Source organism: Micromonospora sp. NPDC049900 (genome assembly GCF_044461025.1).
Lineage (GTDB): Bacteria > Actinomycetota > Actinomycetes > Mycobacteriales > Micromonosporaceae > Micromonospora.
The window spans coordinates 130640-149515 of record NZ_JBITKM010000005.1 but is presented as its reverse complement, the minus strand read 5'-3'; the positions used below and the strand labels follow the sequence as shown (position 1 = coordinate 149515).

General features: G+C 72.2%; 15 protein-coding genes. 13 read left to right on the top strand and 2 right to left on the bottom strand.

Translation table 11 applies throughout. The annotated features are described in order from the left end of the window. The 7 genes from ACIBMZ_RS14625 to ACIBMZ_RS14595 all read left to right on the top strand — a co-directional run bounded on the left by ACIBMZ_RS14625 (nt 1) and on the right by ACIBMZ_RS14595 (nt 9088). Entirely contained in the window at nt 1-2478 is a 2478-nt protein-coding gene (locus ACIBMZ_RS14625; protein WP_396693785.1) for a M14 family zinc carboxypeptidase, read from the top strand. A 236-nt stretch (nt 2479-2714) separates the two neighbouring features. Then, on the top strand, nt 2715-3248 hold the full coding sequence (locus ACIBMZ_RS14620) for a DUF1772 domain-containing protein (protein ID WP_396693783.1): 534 nt from the start codon (nt 2715-2717) through the stop codon (nt 3246-3248). 117 nt (nt 3249-3365) lie between these two features. Next, nucleotides 3366-4157: a hypothetical protein gene (locus tag ACIBMZ_RS14615; RefSeq protein WP_396693781.1), complete on the top strand. Its 792-nt coding sequence runs from the start codon at nt 3366-3368 to the stop codon at nt 4155-4157. A gap of 324 nt (nt 4158-4481) precedes the next feature. After that, nucleotides 4482-5678 (top strand): helix-turn-helix domain-containing protein, encoded by a 1197-nt coding sequence (locus ACIBMZ_RS14610; protein ID WP_396693779.1) that lies wholly within the window; start codon nt 4482-4484, stop codon nt 5676-5678. 585 nt (nt 5679-6263) lie between these two features. Further along, nucleotides 6264-6551, top strand: coding sequence for a hypothetical protein (locus tag ACIBMZ_RS14605; RefSeq protein ID WP_396693777.1), 288 nt, complete (start codon nt 6264-6266; stop codon nt 6549-6551). Nucleotides 6552-6673: 122 nt separating this feature from the next. After that, entirely contained in the window at nt 6674-8269 is a 1596-nt protein-coding gene (locus tag ACIBMZ_RS14600) for a diguanylate cyclase (protein ID WP_396693775.1), read from the top strand. A gap of 288 nt (nt 8270-8557) precedes the next feature. Next, on the top strand, nt 8558-9088 hold the full coding sequence (locus tag ACIBMZ_RS14595) for a hypothetical protein (RefSeq protein WP_396693774.1): 531 nt from the start codon (nt 8558-8560) through the stop codon (nt 9086-9088). 3 nt (nt 9089-9091) lie between these two features. Here the strand turns inward: ACIBMZ_RS14595 and ACIBMZ_RS14590 are convergent, their stop codons facing one another. Then, entirely contained in the window at nt 9092-9973 is an 882-nt protein-coding gene (locus ACIBMZ_RS14590) for a LysR family transcriptional regulator (RefSeq protein WP_396693772.1), read from the bottom strand. 68 nt (nt 9974-10041) lie between these two features. On the opposite strand from ACIBMZ_RS14590, the gene ACIBMZ_RS14585 reads away from it, so the two are divergent. From ACIBMZ_RS14585 to ACIBMZ_RS14560, 6 genes are all read left to right on the top strand, one after another. Further along, on the top strand, nt 10042-11034 hold the full coding sequence (locus tag ACIBMZ_RS14585; protein WP_396693770.1) for an EamA family transporter: 993 nt from the start codon (nt 10042-10044) through the stop codon (nt 11032-11034). A gap of 36 nt (nt 11035-11070) precedes the next feature. Further along, the gene (locus ACIBMZ_RS14580; RefSeq protein ID WP_396693768.1) at nt 11071-11493 is read left to right on the top strand and encodes a hypothetical protein; all 423 of its coding nucleotides are present in this window, start codon (nt 11071-11073) and stop codon (nt 11491-11493) included. 300 nt (nt 11494-11793) lie between these two features. Beyond that, nucleotides 11794-12540: a DUF3105 domain-containing protein gene (locus tag ACIBMZ_RS14575; RefSeq protein ID WP_396693766.1), complete on the top strand. Its 747-nt coding sequence runs from the start codon at nt 11794-11796 to the stop codon at nt 12538-12540. A 9-nt stretch (nt 12541-12549) separates the two neighbouring features. Further along, nucleotides 12550-13227, top strand: a complete 678-nt coding sequence (locus ACIBMZ_RS14570; RefSeq protein ID WP_396693764.1) for a DUF305 domain-containing protein — start codon at nt 12550-12552, stop codon at nt 13225-13227. Between the two features lie 29 nt (nt 13228-13256). Then, on the top strand, nt 13257-14255 hold the full coding sequence (locus ACIBMZ_RS14565) for a VOC family protein (protein WP_396693763.1): 999 nt from the start codon (nt 13257-13259) through the stop codon (nt 14253-14255). A gap of 68 nt (nt 14256-14323) precedes the next feature. After that, nucleotides 14324-16468, top strand: coding sequence for an APC family permease (locus ACIBMZ_RS14560; RefSeq protein ID WP_396693761.1), 2145 nt, complete (start codon nt 14324-14326; stop codon nt 16466-16468). Between the two features lie 11 nt (nt 16469-16479). Here the strand turns inward: ACIBMZ_RS14560 and ACIBMZ_RS14555 are convergent, their stop codons facing one another. Next, a complete protein-coding gene (locus tag ACIBMZ_RS14555; RefSeq protein WP_396693759.1) occupies nt 16480-18870 on the bottom strand; it encodes an excinuclease ABC subunit UvrA in 2391 nt (796 codons plus the stop codon). Nucleotides 18871-18876 lie beyond the last annotated feature (6 nt).

The following is an 18876-nucleotide window of genomic DNA, read 5'->3' as shown; positions in this document are numbered from 1 at the left end:
ATGCGACGCACACGACTGCGCCTCGCGCTCTTCGCGCTGCCCGCCCTGGTGGGCGGAGTTCTCATGGCGGCGGCATCACCCGTGCCGGTGGGCGCGGTGCCCGCCGGCACGGATGGTCCGACCGACATCCGTCTCGACGAACCCGACCACGTCGACCACGTCCGCATCCAGTTGACCGGCGCCGACATGTTGGACAAGGTGGTCGCCGCCGGGTTCGACATCGAGCACGGCCTCACCCGGGTGCCGGACGGCATCGAGGGCGAGGCGGCGGTGACCGCCCGGGAGCGCACCGCGCTGGAGGCGATGGGCGTACGGATCCTCGCCGACGACGAGGGCTTCGAGTGGAGCGACGAGGCCGACGGGGGCCTGTCGGCCGTCGCGGCCCGCACCCTGGCGGCGGCCGGAGAGGACAACGCGGTCCGGATCGCCCGCGCCGACTGGTTCACCACCAAGGGCCAGGGCTTCCTGTACGTCGAGGCGCGCACCACGCAGGGCCAGCAGACCACGCCGATCGTCGGAATGCAGGTGGAGAACGACTCGGGCCGGGGCACCGAGTTCGGCTTCGCCCGGACGATGAGCCGGTTCGTCGACTCCGGGCAGTACATGTTCCACCGGAACCTGTTCAAACTCGACACCCGTCCGGACCAGATCCGGGTGACCAGTTCGACCGGTGGCGTGGTCACCGGTCCGGTCTCGAACTGGCTGGAGGACGGTGCCCCGCCGCTGACCGCGAACCCCGGCTACCGGTCGGACTTCGTCGACGGCTACCGGCACCCGCAGCAGCTCTTCGCGCGGGCCGAGGAGATCGCCCGTGAGTACCCGCAGATCGCCGAGATCGTCTACCTGCCGCACCGCACCAACGGCTACCAGCGCAAGGCGCAGGCCACGATCGGCGGGACCGGACAGTCGGCGGTGGTGGTCAGCACGGCGGCGTGGGGGCACGAGGGCGGCAACGACGTCACCGTCGAGTTCGCGCACCAGTCGGGGGAGAACCTCCCGCTCACCGTCGAGGTGACCGGCACGGCGGTACGTGTCCTGCTGGGCACCGACGCCACCGGTGCGGCGGCGAGCACGGCCGCCGAGGTGGCGCAGGCGTTGCGTACCCGGTCGCAGGGGCTGATCGACCGGTCGCACCCGTACCGCAGCAACGCCGGAACCGGCGTCGTGGCGGCGACCACCGGCCCGGTGGCGCTGACCGACTTCCTCGACCAGAAGCGGGTCGGCGCGCCGGAGGGTGAGGTGCCGCGCGGCCCCGCCACCATCCCGGTGCTGCGGATCGGCAAGCACCGCGACGGCCGCAACCCGGGCGTGCTGATCCAGGCGCAGGACCACGCCCGCGAGTGGGTGCCGCCGACGACCACGCTGGAGACGGCCGAACGGCTGGTGCACAACTACCGCACCGACAAGGAGACGAAGAAGATCGTCGACAACACCGACGTCTTCCTGATCCTCTCCAACAACCCGGACGGCGCGAACTACAGCTTCTACAACTTCGCCTCGCAGCGCCGCAACATGACCAACCACTGCGCGGACGACAACGCCGACCCGGCCCGCCGCAACGCCTGGGGCGTGGACCTGAACCGCAACTACCGGGTCGGTTCGGGCCACGACGGGTACGCGGGCGGCTCGACCAGTTGCGTCAGCGACACGTTCCAGGGGCCGGAGAAGCTGTCCGAGCCCGAGTCGAAGAACGTCATCTGGCTGGTCGAGAAGTACTCGAACATCAAGTTCATGATGTCCGTGCACTCCAACGGCGGCCAGTTGTTCTGGCAGCCCGGCGCGTACATCGCGAACGGGCGGATCACCACGCCCCGCCCGCCGCTCGGTGACGAGGCGTTCTACTGGCAGTCGGCGGCGCGGATCCTGTCGCAGGTGAAGGCGCACCGGCAGACCGTGGTGACGCCGCAGAACGTCGGCGGTTCCTCGGACGTCCTCTACTCCTCGGCGGGCAACGTCCGCGAGGACCTCTACCACACGTACGGCATCTACTCGTTCGGCTGGGAGGTCGGCGGCTCGATCTACAACCCGGCCACCGGCAACTGGCAGGGCGGCTCGTTCCAGCCACCGTGGGTGGGTAACCCCGAGCTGGTCAGCGGGCACGCCGAGACGATGGAGTACGCCAACGGGATCATGGAGATGTTCCGGATCGCGGCGGACTGGGGCAAGGACAAGAAGAAGCCGACGTCGACGCTCGTGCCCGGCGGCGGCCGGTACGCGGGCCCGGTGGACGTCCGGTTCGAGACCAGCGAACCGGCCACCATCTACTACACGACCGACGGCAGCCGTCCCACCCTGGACTCGCCGCGCTACCAGGCGACCGAGTTCCGGGAGCCGGGTCAGGTGTTCCGCGTGACCGAGACGACCACGTTCCACTGGTTCTCGGTGGACACGGCGGGCAACGTCGAGAAGGGCTACGACCCGACGAAGAACGACAAGCGCAACAACTTCCGCAAGGCGACGGTCACCATCACCCGGTAGGCCGCGTCCGGTGACGACGCCTCGTCGGTGCGGGTCGCTCCGCGCCGACGGGGCGTCGTCGTGCGCGCGTCGACCCGGACCGTCACCGACGCGCGTCGAAAACACCGCACCGGGTACGCCCACGGGTGACCCGGACCGCGCCTGCGGGCGGCAGACGGTGCGGGCCGCCGGACCCAGCATGGGAGACGACGTCAGCGCGCCCGGTCCGGGCGCCGTCGCGCCAGGAGGTGCCCGTCGTGACCCGTACCCGACTGACCTGGATCGTGCTCGTCGCGCTCGTGTGGGCGGCGATGATGTCCTTCGGCGGTGTCGCCGCCGAGACGGTCATGCTCTATCCGAACATCTTCGACGATGCCCCGGCGTCGCTGCTGCGCGCCCGCGAGTTCCTGGTGGTCAGCGGCCCGAGCGACTACTTCCCGCCGCTGGGCGCCTCGGTGATCCTCGGCAGTCTCGCCGCCACGGCGCTCACCTGGCGCGACCGGCGGCTGCGCTGGTGGGTGGCCTCCGCGACGGCGGTCTTCGTGGTCTGCGAGTTCCTCTTCTCGGCGGCCTTCTTCTGGCCACGCAACGAGATCATGTTCGTGGACCCGGTCGGCACGCACTCGCCGGAGTACCTGCGTCAGGTCGCCGCCGAGTTCGTCGCCGGGCACCGGGTACGCCTCGTCGGCGGCGCGGTCACGGCGGCGCTGGCCTTCACCGCGCTACTGCGTTTCGCCCGCGACACGGCCCGCACCGGCGGTGACCACGGGGCCGTCCGGGCCGTCTCCTGACGTTCTGCGGGTGGGGATCGGCAGGTCAGCACCGTGGTGGGCTCGACGGCACGTGCTAGGAAGTAGGCGTGAATCGTGATCGTCTTTCCGCCGTGCCGCCGGTCCCGGTGACGACGCATGGCTGAGCGCAGACTCCGGACCGGCTTCGCGTTCGTGCTCGGTCTGACCCTGTTGTCCGGTTGCGCCGTCAACAAGGGCAGCGCCCTGGCCGCCGACTTCGAGGCCGACTGGGCCGGTACGCCCGACGTGGCGAGCGTCCAGGCGACCGAGGAGAACACCCTGCCCTTCTTCGGCACGTCGACCGGCACCCTGACCGTGCAGGAGGGCACCTCGGCCGACCGGGTCAGCGAGCTGGCGGGCGAACTGCGACAGTACGTCGCCGGCCGCGACGACGTCTCGGGCAAGATCACCGTCGGCGACATCACCTTCGCCGTGGTGCCCGACAGCGCCCGCACCGACGAGGTGGTGTCGTTGTGGCGGTCGATGAGCACCGACTCCCGGGTGACGTCGGCCCACATCTCGCGCCCGTCCCGGGCCGACGTCGACCGATGGCGCATCGTCGGCACCGCGCCCAACGTCGTCGGCGCGATGGAACTCTTCGACGACCTGACCACCGGCGGCGGCCGACACGGCACGCTGACCGGCGTCACGACGGTGCTGATCTCCACCGACCGTGGCGTCGACCCGGCCGTCTCCGTGGAGACCGGGGCTGACGGGGCGGTCCCGGTGGAGGCGATCGCCGCGTTCCGGGCGGTCGTCGGCCGGTATCCGATGGTCCGGGCAACCCTGCGGGTCGACCGGGTCAGCATCGTCCTGACGCGGCCCGAAGACCAGGCCGCCGCCGAGGAGGTGGCCCGGGCCCTGGCACCGAACCTCGGCATCGTCGAGGTGACCAGCCAGAACCGCTGAACCACGGCGGCCGGACCGCCAGCCTCAAGGTCGTACTCGATCAGGGATCGAGTGGTTGCGGAAGCGCGGGCATGCCACTCGATCCCGGATCGAGCGTGACATTGGTCAGTGCTGACAGCAACCGGTCGAGGTGAGGGCCGCAGCGAGCGCGGCCCATGGGGTTCGTGGTGTGGCGAAGGTCGAGGCCGCTCGCCTGGCGGTTGCGGCACTAACGTCGTGGTAAAGGCCGCGTCGGCGGGGTGGGCGGGGGTACCGTCGACTGTGGTGGTCTGCCGGGGTAGTAGCTGGTGGTCCGCTGCCCAGACCGCTACCTGGGAGACGACGATGAGCGATTCCGCGACCTTCGGTGCGCGCCTTCGGATGTATCGCGAGCGTGCGGGGAAGACTCGGCCCGTTCTCGGCGGGTTGGTGGGGCGTAGCGCGGAGTGGGTCAAGGCGTTGGAGAATGGTTGGCTTCTGCCGCCACGCCTGCCCATGCTGCTGCGGCTGGCCGAGGTGCTCGACATTTCCGATCTTGCGGATCTGACCGGTGACCAGTCGTTGCCGGTGGCGTCGGTGACCAGGGCGGGGCATTCCGAGGTCGGCAAGGTGGCGGCGGTGATGCAGCGGGCGTCGGTGCCGGTGGGCGCGGTGACGCCGGTTGTCGTGATGCGTGATCTCGTGGATCAGGCGTGGGCGTTGTGGCATCGGTCGACGACCGAGCGTTCGGCGGTGGCGGCGGTGCTTCCGGGGTTGCTGACGGATGCGCGGCGGAGTGCCCGAATGCTCGGTGGTGGGGACCGTCGGCTGGCGTTGGTGGAGTTGGCGCGGGTGTATCACCTGGTGCAGTTGTACCTGGCGCACCAACCGTTGCCGGAGTTGGTGTGGCTTACCGCCGACCGGGCGATGTCGGCCGCTCAGGAGGCCGACGATCCGGCGGCGATGGCGGTGGCGGCCTGGTACTACGCGCACGTCTATCGGGGCGCTAACCAGGTGGATGCCGCCGAGCAGGTGCTGGTCGAGGCGGCGGGTCTGGTCGATCCGGCGGCGGGTGGTGAGCAGTTGGCGCGGTGGGGGCAGGTGCAACTCGGCATCGCGCTGGGACACAGCAAGGCTGGCCGAGCCGGTGGAGCGTGGCGGGCGTGGGATGCCGCCGACTCGGCCGCGAGACGGCTCGGTGGTGGGTACGTCCACCCGTGGCTGATGTTCGGATCGGCGGCGTGTGCGGCGTACGCGGTCACCATCGAGACGGACCTGTGTCGCACGGGGGAGGCGGTGCGGCGTGCCGACGCCACCGACTACCGGGCGTTGCCTTCGCAGACCCGCCGGGCTGCCGCGCTGATCGATGCCGCTCGGGCGCACATGTTGGACCGTGGGGAGGTCGCGGCGGTCCACCTGCTCGGACGGGCGCTGCGGGAGAGCGTCGACACGGTGCGCCACAACCCGTACGCCCGCACTGTCGCCCTGGAACTGTCGAACCGGCCGGGCACGGTCGGTGAGGACGCCCGAGAGTTGGCCCTCGCCATCGGCATGATCGGGTAACCGTCCCTCAGGTACAAACTCTCCCTCCCTCAGCCGGTGACCTCTCGTAGCGTTTCCGTCACTGGCGGCGGCGAGCCTGTGCCTGCCTGAGACCCGATAGGGCCGGACGGAGTCTCGTCCGCCCCCTGTTGCGCGATCGAGGGGGCGAGTCTGTGGCGACCTGGTCTGAACTGCGCGCGTTGATCCGGTGGCTGTTTCGGCGACCTCAGCCGCCGCCACCGCCCGGAACCGGACAGCGCTATCAGGACGTGGAGCAGGCGGCGGCGCAGCAGCGTCTCCTCGACCAGGCGAGGCAACTGCGGCGCTGCCAGGGCGATGACGAATCAGCCAGCACACGCCGACCGGAGGGCATCCGGTGACCCGACGCGTGGACACATCGTCCGGCCAGCCAACCGTGGGCACCCGGCGCGTGTCGTATGGCGAGTACACCTCGACCGCTGCGTTGACCTTCGCCCGGCGGCATCGGCCGGTGTGGTCCTGGGAACACTGGCGGCGTATCTGCAACTGCGGGGTTGACCTGCCGTGCCGGGCCCGGCACCGGGTACCGATCAACCGAGGGCACTGGCCGCAGGCGGAGGATCAGCGGTGACCAGCCATGGTCCGGTCATGCCGATCTGGAGTTGCGGGGGCTGCGACCTGCCGTGGCCGTGTCCGACCCGGAGGCGCGAGCTGCGTGCGGAGTACGCGGACGCGCCGGTGTCGCTGGCCCTCTACCTCGGGGTCTACCTTGTCCAGGCCGCCGAGGACATGCCCTGGGCACCATCCGGCACCCTGCACCGCCGCTTCGTCGGCTGGACCCGACAGCCGCCGGACACGCAGCAACGAAGCACAGCAACCGTGCCAACCGAAACCGAACACCACCAGACCGGATGACCTCGAACGACACCCGATCCGACCGGCCTGCTGTGATCACACACCGACCGGCGGCGAAACGTCACGGCGGATTCATGTCGTAGCATCGTCCTGTTTCTTTCCTGGGCGGTGCGGAGGACCGCATGGACGATGTGACCCTCCGGGCGCTGCGACTCGTCGAGGAGGCCCAGACCGGCGCCGCCGCCCAGACGCTGGCGACCGCCGAGACGTCGCTGCGCGAGGCCACCGGCGAGATCGCCGACGGACCGGCGGCACTGCACTTCGCCCGGATCGTGGCGCTGACCCGGCTCGGTGAGCTGCGGGCCGCCGTCGCCGCCGCCGATCTGATGCTGGCTGCTGCGGACCGCGAGGGCAGCGCCGGATGGCGGTCGTGCGCGCTGTCGCTGCGCGCCACCCGGCGGCTGCGCGTCGGTGACAAGGACATCTCCGAGTACGACGTGGAGACGGTCCTGCGGGACCTGGTCAGTGCCGAGACCGCCCTGCTCGTCGACGAACCCGACCCGGTGATCATGGGCAACGCGCATACCGGCATCGCTATCGGCTACGCGCAACTGCGGCTCTACGAGTTGGCCGCACCGCAGTTCGAGGCGGCGTACGAGACGACGCGACACCCGGACTACCCGGACAACGGGAACCGGGCCATGTGGCTGTGCAACCTCGCCGAACTCAACCTGCTGTGGGCGCTGGAGTTGTATCAGGTGGGTCAGGTCGCGGTGGCGGAGCGGCACACCACCACCGCCGAGGCGCACGCGACCCGCGCGGCGGCCGAGGCGTCCGGCCCCCAGGCGCGGGTGTGGCGGCTGCTGGCGCTGCTCTACGCCGCGTGTGCCCGCGCCGACCGCCAGGACCCGGCCGGCGCGGCGGCCGACATTCCCCGGTACGCGGCCCTGCTGGAGGAATCCGGCCTACGCCAACAGCAGGAACTGTTGCTGTGTCGGCCGTTCCACGCCGTCGCGTTGCGCCGCTCGGGGCGACCGGGTGAGGCGCTCCGGGTCATCCAGCGGGCCGTGTCCGCCCTGCCGGTCGAGACCGACTGGCTGATCTCGGCGGCCCTGCACCGGACGCACGCGGTGCTGCTGACCATCAACGGCTCGTCGGACGCCGTACCGGGGCTCACCTACGGTGACGCGCTCGCCGAACTGCTCTGGCGGCAACGGCACCGCTGGCTGCACACCGCGATGACGATGCAGTCGTACGACGTGTTGCGGTGGCAGCACGAGCAGGCCGAACGGGCGGCGCAGACCGACCCGCTCACCGGCGTGGCCAACCGCCGGGGACTCGACGTCTTCCTGCGGACCCTGGCCGCCTCCGGCAGCCCCGCCGACCGGCTGGTGGCGGTGCTGGCGGTCGACATCGACCGGTTCAAGCACATCAACGACTCGCTCGGCCACGCGGCCGGCGACGAGGTGCTGCGGGCCGTCGCGCAGGTGCTCACCGCCAGCGTCCGCAAGGGCGACTTCGTGGCCCGGCTCGGCGGCGACGAGTTCGTCGCGATCCTGCCCGACGCCGACACCGCCGACGGCACGAAGGTCGCCCAGCGGGCCGTGGACGCGGTGGCCGGGATGGCGGTGTGGCGTGCCCGGGTCAGCGTCGGCGTGGCCAGCGGACCCGCGTACGCGGTCGGCGACGCCCTCGCCCAGGCCGACCGCGCCATGTACGCGGCCAAACGCGCGGGCGGCAACCAGGCCACCTACCGCCCGGCGGCCGTCGAGCAGTGATCCGCGTGTACTGGGTGGACGGCGACGACTACTGTGTGTCGAACGGTCGGCGACAGAGGAGGACCACGTGAAGCCCTGGCACCTCACCGCTGTGGTGATCACCGTGGCGCTGCTCGGATTCGTCGTCTGGTGTGTCATCGCCTTCCTCCAGGGTCGACGCGGCGGTCCGTCGGATCGGTGACGCCGGGCCGCTCGCCGTCCGGGCACCGGGCCGCCGTTGTGCTGACAGTCCGTCCGGGCACCGGGCCGCCGGTGCGGCGCGTCGGGCGCGACCGCTACCCTGCGGCGGTGGCTGTCGACGCGGAACGGGTGGCGGCGTCGTTGGCGGTCCGGCTCGACGCGGTCACCTTCACCGACCTGACCGTCGACCAGGTCACCGCCCGGCTGATCGACGAGGTCGTGCGCTGGGCGGGGGAGCGGGGCTGGCGGGTCTATCGGCGCGCGCCCAGCGTGGTGCCGTTGCCGCCGCCGATGTCGGACCGGCAGTCGGTCCTGGACGTGGCGTGTGCCCGCCCGGACGGGCCACCGGTCGTCGTCGAGGTCGACCACGGCACCCGGCGGCGTACCTGGGACAAGCTGCGCGCCGAGGCCGACGCCGGGCGCGTACCGCTGTGGGTGCGGTGGGGTGCCGGCCGGTTCACCGCGCCGCCGCCGCCGATCCTGATGGTGACCTGCGAGGTGTCCGGGCGGACGGACCCGACCGGCGGGCGTCTGCACAGCCGGCTGCCGCGCACCGACATGCGTCCGCCGGCGCACTCCGCCACGCGGGTCGACGAGGCGTCCCCCGTCGAGCTGCCGCTCCCGCCGCCCGGCTCCTGAGGGCTACCCGGCCTGCTCCGGCGTGGGTCGGCCGCTGCGGTACGCCTCGCAGGCCAGGGTGACCAGCTCGGTGAGGTGGGCCGGCGGGTCGTCCTTCCACCAGGCCAACCAGACCGGGATCGGCGGGGTGTCGCGGACGGCCCGGTACGCCACCCCGGGGCGGGGATTCTGGTTGGCGGTGGCCTCCGAGGTGATGCCGACCGCCTGACCGGCCGCGATCAGGGTGAGCCACTCGTCGACGCTGTGCGTGGTGCGGATCGTGTCGGGTGCCGCACCCGGCGGGAACAACGCGGGGGTGGTGGTGCCGGTGCGACTGTCGATGGCGAACGGGTACCGGACCAGGTCGGCGACGCGTACCGACCGTCGCCGGGCCAGCGGGTTGTCGGTGGCCACGGCGGCGTAGCGGGACTCCGTCCCGAGCAGCACGCTGTCGAAACGGGGGTCGGTGAGCTGCCGCCGGACCACGGCGACGTCGGCGCTGCCCTCGCTGAGCCCGGCGGTCGGCGTGTTGCAGTGCACGAACATCAACGGCACCTGCGGGTGGGCGGCGGCCCAGGCGCGTTGCAGCCGTCGGGTGTGCTTGCCCAACGCCGCCCAGGCGTAGCCGAAGCGCAGCTCGGCGCGGGACTCCTCGACGATCCGGTGCAGGTGGGCGACGTCGTCGAGGACCCGGCGCGCGGCGGCGAGGACCCGGGTGCCGGTGCCGGTGAGCGAGACGTGTCGGGTGGTCCGCTGGAGCAGCCGGGTGCCGAGCGTGGCCTCCAACGCGCCGATCGACCGGGAGACCGCCGCCTGGGAGACCCCCAGGACCCTCGCCGCGTCGGTGAACGTGCCGGCGTCGACCACCGCGACCAGCGTACGGAGTTGCCGGAGCTGCACATCCATACGCTCAGCGTATAGGTGGACCGGCTGATGCATTTCCGGTATCAAACGGGGCGCTCGACACTGCCCTCATGACGGTGGGGACAGTACGGCGCGACGACGTCACCCCGAGCGACGGCCCGGTGGCCGGTGTCGGCCGGGGACCGCTGCTGCGCGGGATCGTCACGATGACCGGCAGCGCGGCGAGCAACCAGGTCGGGGCGGCCCTGGGAGCGCACGCCTTCGGTGCCATCGGGCCCGCCGGGGTGGTGGCCGTGCGGCAACTCGTCGCGGCGGCGGTGCTCCTGCCGACCGTACGACCCGACCTGCGCCGGTTCACCTGGGCGCAGTGGTGGCCGACGCTGCTGCTCGGGGTGGTCTTCGCCACGATGAACCTCAGCCTCTACAGCGCGGTCGACCGGATCGGCCTCGGCCTGGCCGTCACCCTGGAGTTCCTCGGCCCGCTCGCCGTCGCGCTGGCCGGCTCCCGGACCCGCCGTGACCTGCTCTGCGCCCTCGGCGCCTGCCTCGGCGTCTACGTGCTGGTCCTGCCGGGCCCGGCCAGCGACCTGTTCGGGGTGGCGCTGGGTCTGCTCGCGGCGGCGTGCTGGGCGTCGTACATCCTGCTCAACCGGCTCGTCGGGGCCCGGCTGCCGGGGTTGCAGGCCACGGCCGCGGCGAGCCTGGTCTCCGCGCTGCTCGCCCTGCCGGTCGCGGCGGTGCTGCTGGCCCAGGGACGGCTGGTCGGCACCGCGCTGCTGTTCGCCGTCGCCGCCGGTGTCCTCGCCTCGGTGGTGCCGTACGCGGCCGACCTCGTCGCGCTGCGCACCGTGCCGGCCCGGTTCTTCGGCGTCTTCATGAGCGTCCACCCGGTGCTGGCGGCGCTCGCCGGTCTGGTGCTGCTCGGTCAGGTGCTCCGGCCGCACGAGTGGCTCGGCATCGCCATGGTCGTGACGGCCAACGCGGTGGCCGTCCGGTCCGCCACCGGCGGGGGCAGCCGGCGTCGGTACCCACGCCCGGATGCCTCCGCGCGACGGGCCGGGCAGACGCGGCGCGGCAGCCTGGGCAGCGCGAAGCCGGGATGATCAGTAGTCGGGCCGGACCGGATATGCTGTGCCGCGATGACCAGGCCGGGCACGTCGATCAGCGGGTGGGGCGGGCAACGCCTCGCCCGCCGTCTGGGTGTGCTGCTGGGCCTTCTGCTCTTGCTCATCGCGGCTCAGCCGGCAGCCGGGACGGCAGCCGGACGCCACCGCGCGGCGACGCTGCCCGCCTCCGTGCAGGACGGGCACCCCGCGCCGCCGGCCGGCACCCCCGTCGTGCAGGACGACGACCGGACATGTCCGGCCGATCCTTTGCGCCCCGGCAAGCAGGCGTGCCGCGCCCAGAAGCTGACTGTCGCGCCCACCACGATCAGCGTCCTGCCGGCGCTCCCGCCGACCCGGTGGCGTCCCGTCCCACCCCGGCCGGACCGGCAGGTCTCGCTTCCGTTGCTGGACCATCTTCGTCCCCGCTTGACGCAACTGGCCGTCTTCCGCACGTAGGCCGGCCTGCTTCGCGGCACGTCGTGACAGCTCCGGCGCGCTGCGACGGTGCGTGTGGAACGCCCCTCGCGTAGGCCGCCACCCGTTCGGGTGCGTGGTGCGACGGACCGTTCCCACCTCTCCTGACCCGGGACCGCCGGTCCCGCACCCTCGGTGTGCCCGTGACCCGCACGCCGGGACGCCCCTGGCCGCCGTTCGGCGTGGCGCGGTCGGCGTCATCCGACGCCGTGCCGCCCCCGTCGGTGGCCGCCTGCTGCCCGGAAGGCCGGGCTCATCCTTCGTCACGAAAGCAGATCCGTCATGAACTCCTCCTCCTCGTCCGGCCGCGCCAAGGCGTCCGGCCGCCCCGCGAACCGCAAGCCCGGCGGCAAGGGCCGGACCACTACGAAGACCGCCCGCACCGCGAACACCCGCACCTCGGGCCGCCGGAGCCGCAAGGCCGTGGTGGTGCGGCCGGGCCGGTCCTGGGCCTCCGTCGCCGCGTTCACCGCGGTCGGGATGCTGGCCGTGGCGATCGTCGGCTACGGCGCGTTCAGCCTCCGGGACGGTGTCCGGCCGTGGTCGTCCCGACTGGCCGCGGTACCCGGCGTCGTCGACTACGTGTCGGCGAATCCGTCGTGGTTGACCACCGAGCATCGCGGCGGGCCGCTCAGCTACGAGGTCAACCCGTCGGTGGGCGGCACGCACAACAGCGTGTGGCAGAACTGCAACGGCGTCGTCTACGACGCCCCGATCGCCGCCGAACACGCGACGCACAGCCTGGAGCACGGCGCGGTGTGGATCACCCACCGCCCCGACCTGCCGGCTGGCCAGGTCGCGCGGTTGGCCGACCGGGTTCGCGGCGTGGACTACCTGATGCTCAGCCCGTACGACGGGCTCGACGCCCCGATCTCGGTGCAGGCGTGGGGCTACCGCCTGACGGTCACCTCCGCCGACGACGGGCGGATCGACGAGTTCGTCCGGGCGGCACGCATCAATGCCGGCCCGGAGCGGGGCGCTACCTGCTCGGGCGGTGTGACCACCACCGGCACCGCACCTCTCGGCTAGCGCGCAGTGGTGACGAACGTCCCCGAGACCGCCCGGTCGGTGTCCGCCCGTCGGCACCGACCCGGGCCGGTCGTGGTCGGCGCGTTCCTGCTGGTCGCCCTGGGGTTGGCCGCCGGCCTGCTCGTGCCCGTGGTCCGCGCGCCGAACGACGCCTCGCCGGAGGCGGGTTTCGCCCGCGACATGGCCACGCACCACGCCCAGGCGGTCGAGATGTCCATGATCGTGCACGGCCGGACCGCCGACCGGGAGGTCGGGCCGCTGGCCATGGACATCGCCCTCACCCAGCAGGCGCAGATCGGGATCATGCGCACCTGGCTGTCCGGGTGGAGGCTGTCGCCCACGGGTGAGCGTCCCGCGATGGCCTGGATGGGGGAGCACGGCGCCGCGCACCACGGCACCCCGCGTGCCGGCGCGCCGATGCCCGGCATGGCCACCCCCGAGGAACTCGACCAGTTGCGGGAGTCGACCGGGGTCGACCTCGACATCCGGTTCACCGAGCTGATGATCCGACACCATCTCGGCGGGATCGCCATGGTCGACGCGGTCCTGGCCGCCGATCCGGTACCCGAGGTCCGTGACCTGGCCGCGTCGATGCGGGCCGGCCAGCAGAACGAGATCAACACCTTACGACTGTTGCGCGAACGGTTACGGGCCGACGGTGTCCGTGCCGTCGGCACCGACCGCTGACCCCCTCCGCCATTACGAAAGGACCTGCCATGGCCACCTCCCGCCGACGACCGGCCGGACGCGTCGCCCCGCGCCGCCGCTGGCGCTCGACCCTCGCCGTCGTCGTCACCATCGGCATCGTCGTCACGCTCGGCTGGACCCTCGCCCGACCCGGCGCGGCCGAGCCGGGGACGCCACCGCAGAGCGCCCTGGGTGCCGGCACCCGGATGGGGCCGGTCGAACTGCTCACCGCCGACCTCGACGGGCTCCGCCGGTTCTACACCGAGGGTGTCGGGTTGACCACGGTCGGCCAGCACGAGCGGGAGACGGTGCTCGGCCGGGACGGCGTACCGCTGCTCCGGCTGGTGGTCGCCGACCGGCCCGCCGACGATCCGCGCCAGGCCGGGCTGTACCACTCGGCGTTCCTCTTCCCCGACGCGACCGCCCTGGCCCAGGCGCTGGTGCGTACCGCCACCGTGGCGCCTGCCTCCTTCCAGGGCGCCTCCGACCACCGGGTCAGCCAGGCCTTCTACTTCGCCGACCCGGACGGCAACGGCGTCGAGCTGTATGTCGACCGGCCGCGCGAGCAGTGGCGGTGGCAGGACGACGGGGTGGTGATGGGCAGCGAGGCGCTCGACCCGAACGCGTTCATCGCCGCACACCTCGGCGCGGGCGCTCCCGGACCGGGCGCCCACGGAGTGACCATGGGCCACGTCCACCTGCGCGGGGGAGACCTGGACCGGGCCGAGGAGTTCTATGCCGACGCCCTCGGCTTCGCCGTCACCCGGCGCGGGGACGGCGCGGTGTTCCTCGCCGCCGACGGCTACCACCACCATCTCGCGATCAACACCTGGTCCTCGGCGGGGGCCGGCACCCGGCCGGAGTCGCTGGGCCTGGGGTCGGTGACCGTGCACGTCGCCGACACCGGAGAACTCGACGCGCTGCAGCGGCGCCTGACCGACGCCGGAATCGACCACGAACGCGCCGACGGCGTCGTCACGCTGCGGGATCCGTGGGGCAACCAGGTGATCGTCAGCCTGCCGGGCTGAGTCACCGCCCCGCACCGGGTTCCTGGAATGGTCGGTGGTGCGGGCAGCGGGCACGAGGCGGAGGCACGGTGGGCAGGTCGGGGCAGGACCCGGAGCAGGCGGCGGGGTCGGCGACCTTCAGCCCCTCCGCCGAACTGCCGCCGCTGTCCCCGGCCGACCTCGACGTGCTGCGCCGGGTCGGCGCGCGGTGGCGGGTCGACGACACCGTACGCACCCTGCCGGTGGACCCGCAGGCGGACGAGGTGCGCACCGCGACGGGGACAGGTCGGCACAGTGTGTTGTTCGTGCCGGACGAGACGGGTCGGCTGACCGCCACCCCCACCGCCGAACGACAGGACACCGTCGAGGGGCGTGCGCTTGGCCGGCTGCGTCGACTGCTGCTCGGACCGCCGCTGACCAGCGGGGCGATCCTGCGCGAGCGGATGCCGAAGTTCCTCGCGCTGCCGGTGCTTGCCTCCGACCTGCTCTCCTCGGTCGCGTACGGGCCGGAGGCGATGCTGACCGTGCTGGTCCTCGCCGGCAGCGGCGCGCTCGGACTGTCGTTGCCGATCGCGGCGGGACTGGTGGTGCTGATGCTCGCGGTCGGTACGTCGTACCGGCAGACCGTGTACGCGTACCCGCACGGCGCCGGGTCGTACCTGGTGGCCAGCGATACCCTCGGACCCCGCGCGGGCCTGGGCGCGGCGGCCGGTCTCGTCCTCGACTACGTGCTCACGGTCGCGGTGTCGGTGTCCGCCGGGGCCGCCGCGATCACCTCGGCGCTGCCCGCCCTCGCGCCGTACAGCGTGCCGTTCGCGCTGGCCGTCATCGGCCTGCTGCTGACCGGCAACCTGCGCGGCATCCGGGTCGCGGGCAACGTCTTCGCCGCGCCGACGTACTTCTTCCTGGTCGCCGTGCTCGGGCTGATCGTCGTCGGGCTGGTGCGGGCCGCCGCCGACGGGTTCACCGTCGTCAGCCCACCGCCGACGCCGGCCGTGGAGGGGCTCGGGCTGCTCCTGGTGCTGCGCGCCTTCGCCTCCGGCGCGACGTCGATGACCGGCATCGAGGCGGTCTCCAACGCGGTGCCGGTCTTCCGTCCCACCGAGTGGCGCAACGCGCGCACGGTGCTGACCTGGATGGTCGGCATCCTGATCGTGATCTTCGTCGGTCTGGTGGTGCTGTTCCACCTCAACGGCCTGGTGCCCCGCGCCGACCAGACGCTGCTGTCCCAACTGGCCCGGCACACCTTCCCCACCGGCCCCTGGTACGCGCTCGTGCAGGCCGCCACCGCCCTGGTGCTGCTGCTGGCCGCGAACACCGCCTTCAACGACCTGCCGCGCCTGCTGTACTTCATGGCCCGTGACGGTTACGTTCCGCGCCGCTTCCTGCACCTGGGGGACCGGCTGGCGTTGAGCAACGGGCTGATCGTGCTCGCGGTCGCCGCCGCGGTGCTCCTGGTGGCGTTCGGCGGTCGTACCCACTCGTTGATCCCGCTCTACGCGGTCGGTGTCTTCCTCGCCTTCACGCTCTCCCAGACCGGGATGGTCCGCCACTGGCATCGGCACCGCGAGCCGGGCTGGCGGCGGCGCGCCACCCTCAACGGCATCGGCGCGGCACTGTCGGCGCTGGTGCTGGTGACCGCCGCGGTCACGAAGTTCACCGCCGGTGCCTGGGTGGTGGTGCTCGCCGTACCGCTGCTGATCCATCTGTTCCGCCGGATCCGCCGCCACTACGACCACGTCCAGCAGGCCCTCGGCCTGCACCCGGTGACCCGGACCGGCGGCGCGGGGCCGACCGGGGACGAGCCGCCGTCGATCGTCCCGCAGCAGGTCCGGCACCTGTTCCTGGTCCCGGTGGCCCGGCTCAACCAGGCGACCCTGCGCACCCTCGCCTACGTCGGCTCGCTCGGCCAACCGGCGCTCGCCCTGCACGTGAGCCCGGAGCGGGTCGAGGCGGACCGGTTCCGCACGGAGTGGGCCACCTGGGGCGACCACGTCCCGCTGGAGACGATCCTGTCGCCGCACCGCGTGGTCATCCCGCCGCTGGCCGGGTACGTCAGCGCGCTGCGGCGCAGCCGTCCCGACCTGACCCTCACCGTGGTGGTGCCCGACGTGATCGTGGAGCATCCCTGGCAGCGGCTGCTGCACTACCGCACCGAGCAACGCCTGCGCCGGGCTCTGCGCCGACACCCCGGCATCGTGGTGACCAGCATGCCCACCCACCTGGGCCGCTGAGCCGCGCCCGGTCAGCGGCCCACGTAGGCCGCCAGGTGCTCGCCGGTGAGGGTGGAGCGGGCGGCGACCAGGTCGGCCGGGGTGCCCTCGAAGACGATCCGGCCCCCGTCGTGGCCCGCGCCCGGGCCGAGGTCGACGATCCAGTCGGCGTGCGCCATGACCGCCTGGTGGTGCTCCACCACGATGACCGACCGACCGGCGTCCACGAGCCGGTCGAGCAGGCCGAGCAGGTGCGTGACGTCGGCGAGGTGCAGGCCGGTGGTCGGTTCGTCGAGGACCCAGACGCCGCCCTTGTCGCCCATGTGGGTGGCGAGCTTGAGTCGCTGCCGCTCGCCGCCGGAGAGCGTGGTGAGCGGCTGGCCGAGACTGAGGTAGCCGAGGCCGACGTCCACCAGCCGCCCGAGGATGGTGTGCGCGGCCGGGGTACGCGCCGCACCCGCGCCGAAGAACTCCCGGGCCTCGCTCACCGGCATCGCGAGCACCTCGCTGATGTCCCGACCACCGAGCCGGTACTCCAACACCGAGGCGTCGAACCGGCGGCCCTCGCACTCCTCGCAGGTGGTGGCCACACCGGCCATGATCCCCAGGTCGGTGTAGAGCACCCCGGCGCCGTTGCAGGCCGGGCAGGCACCCTCGGAGTTCGGGCTGAACAGGGCGGGTTTCACGCCGTTGGCCTTGGCGAACGCCTTACGGATCGGGTCGAGCAGGCCGGTGTAGGTGGCCGGGTTGCTGCGACGCGAACCCCGGATCGGGGTCTGGTCCACCGACACCACGTCCACGCCGGGCGGGATCGAGCCGTGCACCAGCGAACTCTTGCCGGAGCCGGCCACCCCGGTCACCGCGACCAGCACGCCGAGCGGGATGTCGACGTCGACGCCCCGCAGGTTGTGCGTGCGCGCGCCCCGGATCTCCAGCGTGCCGGTGGGCTTGCGGACCGACTCCTTCAGGGCGACCCGGTCGTCCAGGTGTCGACCGGTGACGGTGCCGCTGGCCCGCAGCCCTGCCACGGTGCCCTCGAAACAGACCGTGCCACCGTCCGCGCCCGCGCCGGGACCGAGGTCGACCACGTGGTCGGCGATCGCGATGGTGTCCGGTTCGTGTTCCACCACCAGCACCGTGTTGCCCTTGTCCCGCAACCGCAGCAGCAGGTCGTTCATCCGGGCGATGTCGTGCGGGTGCAGCCCGGTGGTGGGTTCGTCGAAGACGTACGTGGCGTCGGTCAACGAGGAACCCAGGTGACGGATCATCTTGGTGCGCTGGGCCTCGCCGCCGGAGAGCGTGCCGGCCGGCCGGTCGAGCGAGAGGTAGCCCAGCCCGATCTCCACGAACGAGTCCAGGGTGTGCCCCAGGGCGGCCAGCAGCGGCGCCACCGAGGGCTCGGCCAGGCCCCGGACCCACTGCGCCAGGTCGCTGATCTGCATCGCGCAGGCGTCGGCGATGGAGACGCCGTCGATCGTCGAGGAGCGGGCCGCCTCGCTGAGCCGGGTGCCACCGCAGTCCGGGCAGGTGGTGAACGTGACCGCCCGGTCCACGAAGGCCCGGATGTGCGGCTGGAGCGACTCCCGGTCCTTGGACAAGAAGGAGCGCTGCACCTTGGGGATCAGCCCCTCGTAGGTGAGGTTGACTCCCTCGACCTTCACCTTCGTCGGCTCCCGGTAGAGGAAGTCCTGCATCTCCTTCTTGGTGAACTTCCGGATCGGCTTGTGCGGGTCGAGGAAACCGGACTCGGCGTACGTCCGCACCGTCCACCAACTGTCCGACTTCCAGCCGGGGATGGTGAACGCCCCCTCGGCGATCGACTTGGAGTCGTCGTAGAGCTGGCTCAGGTCGATGTCGGAGACCGAGCCCCGCCCCTCGCAGCGCGGACACATCCCACCGGTACGCGTGAAGGTCTGCCGCGTCGTCTTACCGGCCCCACGGTCGACGGTGATCATGCCGCTGGCCTTGACCGAGGCGACGTTGAAGGAGAACGCGTTGGGCGAGCCGATATGCGGCTTCCCGAGCCGGCTGAACAGGATGCGCAGCATGGCGTTGGCGTCGGTGGCGGTGCCGACCGTGGAGCGGGGATCGGCGCCCATCCGCTGCTGGTCGATGATGATCGCGGTGGTCAGCCCGTCCAGCACGTCCACCTCGGGCCGGGCCAGCGTCGGCATGAAGCCCTGCACGAAGGTGCTGTAGGTCTCGTTGATCAGCCGCTGCGACTCGGCGGCGATGGTGTCGAACACCAGCGAGCTCTTGCCCGACCCGGAGACTCCGGTGAACACCGTCAGTCGGCGCTTGGGGATCTCGATGCTGACGTCGGCCAGGTTGTTCTCCCGCGCGCCGTGCACCCGGATCAGGTCGTGGCTGTCGGCGACGTGCGCCGCGCCCGCCTCCGAGCGGCTCTTCGGGACCGTGCTCATCGTGTC